The sequence below is a fragment of the Flavobacterium branchiophilum NBRC 15030 = ATCC 35035 genome (assembly GCF_002217205.1).
GTDB classification, from domain to species: domain Bacteria; phylum Bacteroidota; class Bacteroidia; order Flavobacteriales; family Flavobacteriaceae; genus Flavobacterium; species Flavobacterium branchiophilum.
Genome location: NZ_MUGT01000004.1, coordinates 14,938 through 23,863 on the forward strand (window position 1 = coordinate 14,938; position 8,926 = coordinate 23,863).

Here is an 8,926-nt window from a genome sequence, read left to right on the forward strand (position 1 = left end):
TTTTGGCAAAGATTTTTTTGTTGCAAAGGGTTTTATGCAGCTTGGTATTTTTTAAATCAGGCTGACCTACGTTTTGGGTAGGCGAGCCTAGCTTTTGGGTAGGTCGGCCTACCTTTTTAGTAGGTGAGCCTACCTTTTTAGTAGGTGAGCCTACCTTTTGGGTAGGCTCGCCTACCTTTTGGGTAGGCTCGCCTAGCTTTTTAGTAGGTGAGCCTACCTTTTGGGTAGGTGAACAAACTAAAACAACCAATTTGCAAGATTTTAATAAATAAATCAATGTCCTATTGTAAACTGTAATATAGTCGATAGCTTATTTTAAATGGTGATCGAAATGAAGAAGACTTTTGATTAATCAAATGAACCATTGTATTTCTTGACAATTCACCAATCTATAAATCAAAAAAAAAATTATAGCTACAATAGAACAATGGAAAGAAAAGATTGAGCTGATATGCTTTTACTGCCATACGCTCCAGAGTTAAATTTGACAGAAATTTTATGGCGAAAAATAAAAAATCAATGGTTAGGTTTTGATGCTTATAAAAGTTTTTGAAAATCTCAAAGAACAATTAAATTTTGTGCTGCATAATTTTGGAACAAAACACGACATTAAATTTAGGTAATTACTTACATTAACGATTTATCATTTTTTTGGATGAAATATATAAACGATTTTTTTTTTTTTTATAATTGATAAAATTGTAATTTTGCACGATTATTGATAAGGATTATAAATTAAAATCTAAATTCTATTTATTATTTTAATACTTTAATTTAGACCATTCTAATTTTAGATAAATAGAAATTAACAAATAAATAGATGAAAAACAGTGTATTGCTTTTTATTTTACTGCCATTTTTTGTATTTTCTCAAACACAAGAATATTATGCAGGTATTGAAATAGGGGGTAAAGGAATGAAAACAACCATATTGCAAATCTCTAACATAAAAACGAGTAGTTACAATGTTATAGAGTCATGGAGTGAAAGCACACCTATTAGCAAAAATATTTCGAAAACTGGCTTTATAAGTAACGAAGATATGATTACTACATTAAACCTACTTAAGAAAAATTTTGACAAGGTAAAATCAATAAAAAATATCGACAAAAACAATATTTATATAGTAGTCTCATCTGGTGTTGGAATAGCTAAAAACACAAATGATTTTTTAGAGAAAATTAATGTATTATTGCAAGTAAAATCAAAAGTAATAAGTGTTGAAGACGAAGTAAGATTAATGATTTTAGGGGGTATCCCATTCTATAATATTAAAGATTCTTTTTCTATAGATATTGGAGGTGGCAATACAAAAGGCGGTTATTTATTAGACTATAAAACTAAAAATGACTCCACTTTTTCGCCAATTAAATTAAATTATGGAACAGTTTCTCTAACTGAAAAAGCGAAAAAAAACCTAACAAATCCTGCTGATTTTAACGAATATGTTTCTGAAATTTCAAAATTAAGCGACTCTTTAAACCAAACATTTAAGCAAGCCTTTGGTGCTGATAGTGTTTTAAATAAAAGAAAAAAAATTTATTTTTCTGGCGGAACTTTATGGGCTTTTATTACCTTGACACAAAATCAAGACAAAGACGAATATAAAAAATTTCATGCAAATGAAGTAAAAATGTATCAAAATGATTTGTTAACTAATTTTGAAAAATTTCAAAATTTAGCTTTAACAAATTCTGAAATTAAAAGAGTACTAGATACCTACTCAAAACAATATTTAGTAACTGGAAATATCATATTGCTCAATTTTATCAATAATATAGATGACATCGAAACTAAAGATTTATATTTTGTTTCTAGCGGGCACTTATCATGGCTAAAAGCTTATATTTTAGAAAGCAAAAAAGACACTGATAAGGAAATTAAAAATTCAAAAATAATCAATCCAAAAAACATTGTATCTTTTAGATCTACTGAATTTTAAAATAATAAATACAAATAATACATCCAAATTATGAGAATAACATCTATTTCAAAAGCATTAATACTTTTAATATTGGCCACAAGTTGTGTTAGTAAGCGTCAAATAGCTGAGATCAAAAACAAAGTAGCAGAACAAAAGAATATTGAAAATCAATTATTCAATAGAATTACAAAATTAGAAGAAAAAAGAGTTGAAAAAAATGCACTAGGTGAATTAGATGACAGATCTAATATGTCTATCCAAAAAATAATTGATGGCGAGAAAAATGCTGTTATAAAAAAAGCAGATTCATTAATTAAAATTGATGAAATGCTTTCCTCTAATAAAAGAATTAAGGTAAAAGATTTTAGAAAAATAGTTACTGTTATTTCAATTTATAATGATGAAGTGAAGGATGTAAAAACGGAGACCCTCGATTTTATCGAAAATTTATTTAATCAAAAAACATTTATAAAATTTAACAGTGCTGCTTTTTTTGGACCTGGAGGATATAAAATACCTGACGAAAAAATGGAGGAAGCTAAAAATGTTTTCTCGCCTATTGTGGATAGTTTATTAGTTTTTATTAAAAAATACCCTAAAATAAATTTATCTTCGTCAATTGTTTCTAGTGGATATGCAGATGGTCAGGGGTTTAGCGAAGGGGAATTGGTTAATCAATTAACAGCTAATTTAAACAAAGCTCTGGCTTCTAAAGAAGAGCTAAATGCAGAGCTTTCTAGATTAAGAGCAGAAGAAGTATTGTCTATTTTGATGCAAATTTATAAAAACAAGATTCAAAATATTGACAATCAAAATAAATTTCAAACTGATTTTTTCGCAATAGGAAAAGGAGAGGAGTTTCCTAATAAAAAAATAACTAATTATCAAACAGACGACGAAAGAAGAAGAATTGTTGTTATTTATTGGAATTCCTTACCAAAAGATTAGATTATTTTTTTTGGATCAATATACTTCTTTGATCACAGCCCTTGATTGATTTGATACATTTTATATAACAAAGGACGGTTTTTGACTGTCCTTTGTTATTTCTAGGAAATTATCATACTAAAACCATCAATACATTTCATTTTTTTGCACACTCTCAGGAGGATTTTTATATATACCCATCCCGTTTTTGCTTTTGAAAAATATTTATCAAAATAAAACTATAAAATTGAAGTTTTGTTTACCTTTGTCGCATTAATTTTTACAATGAAACAAGCGGATAAAAATAATTTTTGGGAACACATTGCGGGTGTTGTATTACAAAAAAGAGGGTATATTTTAGGTTTTATTTTTGGCATTACCCTGTTTTTAGGTTACCAATGGAAAAACCTAGCCATGACTTATACAGAGGCAAACCTGCTTCCAAAAGACCATATTGTAAACCAGCAATATGATGATTTTTTAAACAAATTTGGCGAAGAAGGCAACTTGATAGTCATTGGTTTTCAGAACAATACATTTTTTACACCCAAAGTTTACAAGGCTTGGAACGAAATGATGACAGGCTTAAAAAAATCTAAAGATGTGGATTTGATTGTATCGTTAAATGATTTGAAAAAATTAGAAAAAGATACCGTTTTACAAAAATTTAAGTTGGTCTCTTTAATCGATCAAAATCAAACAGGCAATGCAACATATTTACAAAAAATAAAATATGAACTGTTCCATCAACTGCCTTTTTACGAAGGTTTGCTATACAACAAAAAAACATCTAGCATCCGATCTGCAGTTTATTTAGACAAAAAAATTGTCAATACGGCAGCACGAAAAACCTTCATTATGGAACAATTAGTTCCAAGAATCACTCGTTTTGAACAAACCACAGGTGTCGATTTGAAAGTATCGGGAATGCCTTATATCCGAACCATCAATGCCGAAAATATGAAAGGCGAAATTGGCCTTTTTATTGGAGCGGCCCTTTTGATTACGGCTGCAATTTTTTTCTTTTTCTTTAGATCTTTTCGGGCTACACTACTTTCTACTTGCATTTTGCTCATTGGTGTTGTGTGGTCTTTTGGTACATTGGGGCTTTTTCATTACCGCATTACCATACTTACGGCCATCATCCCGCCACTGATTATTGTAATCGGTATTACAAATTGCATTTTCCTTATCAACAAATACCAACAAGAAATAAAAAGTCATGGCATCAAACAAAAAGCTTTGGTTCGTGTAATTGCCACCATTGGTGTTTCTACTTTAATGACCAACTTGACAACTGCCATAGGTTTTGCTACCTTTATGATTACCGGCAACGATTTGTTATTTGAGTTTGGATTGGTAACCGCCATCAACGTCATGACTGTGTATTTGCTTACGTTTTTTGTCGTGCCAATTGTTTATAGCCTCATGCCTTTGCCAAAAGAAAAACACCTCTTGCATTTAGATAAAAACTATTTGAATGCGTTGCTAAAATGGGTAGAACACCTCGTTCGATACAAACGAAAAAATATCTATATAGCCTATATCGTTTTATTACTCTTTAGTGTTATTGGCATTTTTCAAATGAAAGTTTCGGGTAGCCTTATTGGCGAAATGCCAAAAAGTGCCTCCTTTTTTAAAGATATTTTATTCTACGAAAAAGAGTTTAGCGGTGTAATGCCCCTTGAAATTATGATAGATACCAAAAAGAAAAAAGGGGTAATGAAACTTGGAGTTATCAAAAAAATGGAACAACTCCAACAAACTATCGACAGTATGCCCGAACTTTCAAAGCCTGTTTCTGTTGTCAATTTAGTAAAATATGCCAAGCAAGCATATTACAACGGCAATCCCGCCTTTTATGATTTGCCCACTTCGCAGGAGCAAACTTTTATATTGGCTTATGCCAAAAGTGCTACCAAAAATACCAAACAAAATTTAATGAAAGCCTACGTGGACAGCACAGGCCGATACACTCATATTACAACATTTATGAAGGATATTGGCACAGACGAAATGGCCCTTATTGAAAAAAAATTACGTCAAAAAACCGATTTGCTTTTTCCAAAAAACCGTTTCGAGGTTACCTTTACCGGCAAAGCGTTGGTTTTTCAAAAAGGAACTTCCTATTTGATAGACAATTTGATAGAATCCTTGTTGTTTGCTATTATTGTTATCGCCATTTTAATGGCATATTTGTTCCGCTCTTTCAAAATGGTTATGGCATCCATTATTACAAATGTGTTGCCCCTATGCATCACCTCTGGCCTAATGGGCTATTTTGGCATACCCCTCAAACCTTCAACCATTTTGGTTTTTAGCATCGCTTTTGGTATTTCTGTGGACAATGCCATACAGTTTATGGCAAAATACCGCCACGATTTGATTCTAAACAATGGCAAAATCAAAAAATCCGTTTTCAGTGCCTTGCAAGAAACAGGCGTCAGCACTTTTTACACCTCGGTAGTGCTTATATTTGGTTTTGCTATTTTTACTTTATCCAGTTTTAGCGGCACCATTGCACTTGGTGGTTTAATATCAGGTACTTTGCTATTTGCCATGTTTGCCAATCTGTTTGTATTACCTGCTTTAGTTCTTTCTTTTGAAAAAAAACGAATCAAAACCGAAATTTCTACAATCGATTAGTCCATTAGCCAATTCTCATATTCAAAAAAAGGCTGTTCAAATATGTTGAACAGCCTTTTTAATACCAAATCTATTTGATGTAATGATGTCTATGTAGCTCATCCAGCTTTCCGTTTCAAGTCCTCGGTTCAAAAGGGTTTTTTGTACACCACAAAAGGAGCTTCCGCTGGTCGCTCTTTTGTGGCTACAAAAAATCCCTTTTGAACCTCCGGGCTTTCCACTTCAATCTGGGCTAAAAGACTTCGGTTTCAATTATACCAAATATATTTATAAAATAGTCCAAAGATGCGTAGTTATTTTTTAGCAAAAAAGAACAAGTAGATTGGACTATTTTATATGTATATTTGGTATTACCTTTTTTTTACAATATGATTCTTTTCAATTAGAAGAAACCTATTGCTGTTTTTTTAAACCAGCTTTAAATTTTTATAAAATTAACTCAAAACGCCCCCTTGATTTCTAAAAACCAATTGGCTGTCAAACGCATCCAACAAAATGATACTGTCCGTTTTGATTTTTCCTGCCAATATTTCTTTAGATAATTGGTTCAACACTTCTCTTTGAATCACCCGTTTTACTGGTCTTGCTCCAAATTGTGGGTCGTATCCTTTTTGAGATAAATACTCGATGGCTTCTGGTGTAGCGTCCATAGTGATGCCTTGTTGTGCTAGCATTTTAGTAACCGATTTCAATTGTAAACCTACGATTTGTGCAATATTAGCATTTGTTAATGGGGTGAACATCACAATTTCGTCAATTCGATTGATGAATTCAGGTCGCACCGTTTGTTTCAATAAACCTAAAACCTCCACTTTGGCAGCTTCTGCAGCCGCTTCAACACTGCCTTTCAAGTTTTCAAATTTCTCTTGAATAATTTGGCTTCCCATATTCGAGGTCATGATGATAATCGTGTTTTTAAAATCGGCCAAGCGTCCTTTATTATCCGTCAAACGTCCTTCGTCCAAGACTTGTAACAAAATATTAAAAGTATCGGGATGTGCTTTTTCAATTTCGTCCAACAAAATCACAGAATACGGTTTTCTTCGCACCGCTTCGGTCAATTGCCCGCCTTCGTCATAGCCCACATAGCCTGGAGGAGCACCCACCAAACGACTCACCGAGTGACGTTCTTGGTATTCGCTCATGTCTATTCGGGTCATGGCATTTTCATCGTCAAACAAATATTCGGCTAGGGCTTTCGCCAATTCGGTTTTACCCACCCCAGTTGTTCCTAAGAAAAGGAAGGTACCCACAGGTTTTTTCATGTCTTGCAAACCGGCTCGACTTCTACGAACGGCATCACTAACCGCTTCAATGGCTTCTTCTTGTCCCACCACACGTTTGTGTAATTCGTCTTCCAATTTCAAGAGTTTTTCTCTTTCGCCTTGGAGCATTTTGGTAACCGGAATTCCAGTCCATTTGGCCACAACTTCGGCAATATCTTCTCGGGTAACGACTTCTTTTATTAAAGAGGTTCCCGACTGATTTTCTTGTAATTGTTTTACCAAAACATCCAAACGCTCTTGTGCTTCTTTGATTTTTCCGTAGCGAATTTCAGCTACTTTTCCATAATCTCCATCACGTTCTGCACGCTCGGCTTCGTATTTGAAGTCTTCAATTTCGGTTTTCACGGCTTGAATGCTGTCCACCACATCTTTTTCGGATTTCCATTTAGCATAAATCTCATTGCGGTCTTCTTTTAAGTTGGCTAACTCCATTCCCAAAACTTTCAACTTGCTTTCGTCTTTTTCACGTTTGATGGCTTCAATTTCGATTTCCAATTGCATGATTTTTCGATCCAAAACGTCTAATTCTTCGGGTTTTGAATTGATTTCCATTCGCAATTTTGAAGCCGCTTCGTCCATTAAATCGATGGCTTTATCAGGTAAAAAACGGTTGGTAATATATCGTTGTGACGATTCAACCGCTGCAATAATTGCCTCGTCTTTGATTTGTACTTTGTGGTGTGTTTCGTATTTTTCTTTGATACCACGTAAGATAGAAATAGCACTTTCGGTATCGGGTTCTTCGACTAGTACTTTTTGGAAACGTCTTTCAAGGGCTTTGTCTTTTTCAAAATATTTTTGGTATTCGTCCAAAGTCGTTGCCCCAATCGCACGCAATTCGCCACGTGCCAAAGCGGGTTTCAAAATATTAGCCGCATCCATCGCCCCTTCGCCACCACCAGCACCCACTAAAGTGTGGATTTCGTCAATGAAAAGGACAATGTCGCCTTCGGCAGCAGTTACTTCTTTCACTACCGATTTCAAACGTTCTTCAAATTCGCCTTTGTATTTGGCACCCGCAATCAAAGCGCCCATATCGAGGGAGAAGATAATTTTGTCTTTTAGGTTTTCCGGCACATCACCATCCACAATTCGGTGTGCTAAACCTTCGGCTATGGCGGTTTTACCCACACCAGGTTCACCAACCAACATGGGGTTGTTTTTGGTTCTACGAGTTAGAATTTGCAACACACGACGAATTTCCTCGTCACGACCAATAACAGGGTCTAATTTGCCGCTTCGGGCTAAATCGTTGAGGTTTTTGGCAAATTTGTTTAAGGCATTATAAGTTTCTTCGGCAGAGGCAGAGGTTACTCTTTCGCCTTTTCTCATTTCTTCAATTGTCGATTTTAGACTTTTTTCGGTAACGCCTTGGTCTTTTAAAATTTGGGCTACTTTAGTTTTCGACCCAAAAATAGCGAGTACCAAATGTTCAACCGAAACAAATTCGTCGTTCATTTTTCCAGCCAAAATTTCGGCCTCGTTCAGAGTCGAATTAGCGGTTCTGGATAGCATGATTTCGCCACCAGAAACTTTTGGAAAACTTTGAATGGTACTTTCCAAGATTTGTTTGAAAAGAGGCACATTCACATTCAATTTTTTTAATAAAAAAGGTGTTACATTTTCATCCACTTCTAAAAGCGCTTTGAAAATATGCTCATTTTCTATTTGTTGTTGCCCCACACTTTGCACAATTTGTTGCGAAAGTTGGATGGCTTCCTGCGATTTGGTTGTAAATTTATTAATGTTCATTTTGTTTAATGTTTTATAATTGGGGTTCAATTAATCGTAACAAAATATACTCCAAAACTCGTTTAATGACAAAATGGCACAATTTATTAACTAATTCATATTGAATTAAGACAAAAAGACGGTTAGCTTCAATTAGTAAATGCGACTTTTTGGATTTGAAAATATATAAATATTTATGAATTCGGTTAAAAAAGCAAAAGAAGCCCATTTTTTTCGATACTCCAGCACTCCGAAGAGTTCCATCTGTAAAACTTTGTAACGGACTACCGACCTCGCAGTAATAAAAAAACCAAAAAGCCATCACTCTAAAAAAGTTATGGTTTTAAGAAAATATATTTTTCAAACTGTGTCAGCATTCAAACGCTAACAGGGTTATACCCAATATATTTAT

The 8,926-nt window shown here is 33.9% G+C and carries 5 protein-coding genes; 3 read left to right on the top strand and 2 right to left on the bottom strand.

From position 1 onward, the window contains the following. Positions 1–277: hypothetical protein (locus tag B0A58_RS16615; RefSeq protein WP_207758831.1), on the bottom strand; the 277-nt coding region annotated here is incomplete at its 3' end. Between the two features lie 543 nt (positions 278–820). Between B0A58_RS16615 and B0A58_RS00395 the strand changes: the two genes are divergently transcribed. The 3 genes from B0A58_RS00395 (at position 821) to B0A58_RS00405 (ending at position 5,497) form a co-directional block, all read left to right on the top strand. After that, entirely contained in the window at positions 821–1,942 is a 1,122-nt protein-coding gene (locus B0A58_RS00395; protein ID WP_089079406.1) for a Ppx/GppA phosphatase family protein, read from the top strand. A 30-nt stretch (positions 1,943–1,972) separates the two neighbouring features. Continuing rightward, positions 1,973–2,872: an OmpA family protein gene (locus B0A58_RS00400; protein WP_014082868.1), complete on the top strand. Its 900-nt coding sequence runs from the start codon at positions 1,973–1,975 to the stop codon at positions 2,870–2,872. 264 nt (positions 2,873–3,136) lie between these two features. Beyond that, positions 3,137–5,497 carry an efflux RND transporter permease subunit gene (locus B0A58_RS00405; RefSeq protein ID WP_089079407.1) on the top strand — a complete coding sequence of 787 codons (2,361 nt, stop codon included), beginning with the start codon at positions 3,137–3,139 and terminating at the stop codon, positions 5,495–5,497. A 434-nt stretch (positions 5,498–5,931) separates the two neighbouring features. Here B0A58_RS00405 and clpB read toward each other — a convergent pair whose 3' ends face one another. Continuing rightward, on the bottom strand, positions 5,932–8,535 hold the full coding sequence (gene clpB, locus B0A58_RS00410) for an ATP-dependent chaperone ClpB (RefSeq protein WP_089079449.1): 2,604 nt from the start codon (positions 8,533–8,535) through the stop codon (positions 5,932–5,934). Positions 8,536–8,926 lie beyond the last annotated feature (391 nt).

Coding starts and splice junctions, on each gene's coding strand:
- B0A58_RS00405 (WP_089079407.1), top strand. CDS start 3,137: ATGAAACAAGCGGATAAAAATAATTTTTGGGAACACATTGCGGGTGTT.
- B0A58_RS00400 (WP_014082868.1), top strand. CDS start 1,973: ATGAGAATAACATCTATTTCAAAAGCATTAATACTTTTAATATTGGCC.
- clpB (WP_089079449.1), bottom strand. CDS start 8,535: ATGAACATTAATAAATTTACAACCAAATCGCAGGAAGCCATCCAACTT.
- B0A58_RS00395 (WP_089079406.1), top strand. CDS start 821: ATGAAAAACAGTGTATTGCTTTTTATTTTACTGCCATTTTTTGTATTT.